We start from the raw sequence: 1777 nt of genomic DNA on the forward strand, positions 1-1777 counted from the left end.
TGCTCAGAAGGCTGCCTGGACGCGTGCGGCGAGGGAGTTCCCGTTGCGTCCGTAGATATTGACGGTTCCGTCGTTGCTGTTTCGGCTGACGATGAAGTGGTTGAAGTCGAGCATCACCCGGAAGTGGCGGTTGGGATACCAGTTCAGGCCACCCGACCAGACCGTCTGCTGCCCGCCCCGCACGCCGCTGACACTGTCGGGCCGGCTGTTGAGATCGGCGACGCTGTAGCGCCCGCTGAGCTCGAGCGAACCCCAGTGACCGGTGGCCGGATTGAACTCCTCGCCCTCTTTCACGCCAGGGGCCGCAAACGCGCCTTCCTTGTAGTTGTAGGCGCGCGGCGTGCCGAACAGCGTATAGTTGGCCGCGGCATACCAGCCCTGGAAGTTGAGAGACGACATCGGCGCACCGCCCAGCTGCTTCGAGCGGCTGACGCCGATATGGTAGTATTCGCTCTTCAGGACGAGGTTCTTCCAGCGCAGACCAAGCTCCGGACCGGCCGCCCAGATATTGGCGACATTGGTCATCGTGCCGGTGGAAAGCAGGGTGTCCTCACCCAGATTGACCTCCGGACGCTGGCTCAGCTTGAAGGTGCGGCCATTCGTGCCGTCGCTGGGTTTGAACGCCGCAACGGCCGACACGCCGAGATGCAGATCCCAGTCCTTCGTCGCGACCGGCCGGCCGGCCGCACGGAAGGTGCCGCCGGTCTGGCTGTCGCCGACATTGCCGTCGCCGCCGTAATATCCGGTGGAGTTACGCGCGCCGAACTGCTGGCCGGTGAAGTAGGCCGCGATCCACCAGCGCTTCTCGTAATGGAGAGCGCCGACCGAGAAGCGGGCGTCGCCGGCGGAGATGCTGCGGACGATGTCCGTGATACCCGGACGCTCCATCATTTCGAAGTCGTTGGAGCTCTCGGAATCTTCCTCGGTCACGCGCGGCTGGAAGTAACCGACCGTCAGGATCGTGTTCTTCAGGCCGGCATAGTTGAGGTTGGCTTCGTAGAGACCGTCAACGCCGTCATTGTTGCTCGCGCCGAAGTCAGGCGTGACGTTCGCCACCCAGTCCTTGTAGCGGAAGGTGAGAGGCACACGCAGGCGGCGGGCGTTGGAGGTGAAGGAGTTGAATTTCCCCTTCTGCTCGCTGCCACGCGGCGCATCGGTCAGGAAACCGCCGAAATCCTCGTGAAAGGCGAGGCCGATGGAGAACGCATATTTCCCGTCGGATGACTGGATGGTCGGGCGGCCGTTCGGGAAGCCGATCTTCATGCCGCCGACGCGGACGACTTCGGTGTCGGAGGAAGCTTTCTGGAAATCCTCCCAGGACGATACGATGCCGCGATCGGAGACCGGGCGTCCGGCTCCGGTCACATGATAGGAGGACGGCTGGGCCTGATTGAACGCGATGCCGCTTTCAGGCGAGCCGCTGTAGTTCGGAACCCCGACCGGCGTCTCCGCAACGCCGGGACGCTGGGTGCGGACCGCATGTCCGCGCGGGGCCGGGGCCGGTTTATGCAGCTCCGTGCGCATGATCGCCATTTCACGGCGCATTTCGGCCATTTCGCGACGAAGTTCCAGAACCTCGCTGTCAGAGGTGGCGGCGTGGGAAGAAGAAACCCCGAATGCTGATGCGCCGCTCAGCACAGTCAGGGAAAGCAGTACAAAACGGCTGGAGATTGTCATCGACCTCTGTCCGGGCGCTAAGGATGACAGCCTGTTAATCCGTAACCGCACCGGTCAGGGTGAAACCTCCATGACACTGTCATGGCACTTTTATGACAAC

At 62.9% G+C, this 1777-nt stretch carries 1 protein-coding gene; it reads right to left on the minus strand.

The genetic code is table 11. The features are described from left to right. Nucleotides 1–3 precede the first annotated feature (3 nt). Complete coding sequence (locus GOB93_RS20825) at nt 4–1677, minus strand: OprO/OprP family phosphate-selective porin (protein ID WP_173585264.1); 1674 nt, start codon at nt 1675–1677, stop codon at nt 4–6. Nucleotides 1678–1777 lie beyond the last annotated feature (100 nt).

The sequence above is a fragment of the Acetobacter musti genome (assembly GCF_011516835.1).
Taxonomy (GTDB): Bacteria; Pseudomonadota; Alphaproteobacteria; order Acetobacterales; family Acetobacteraceae; genus Acetobacter; species Acetobacter musti.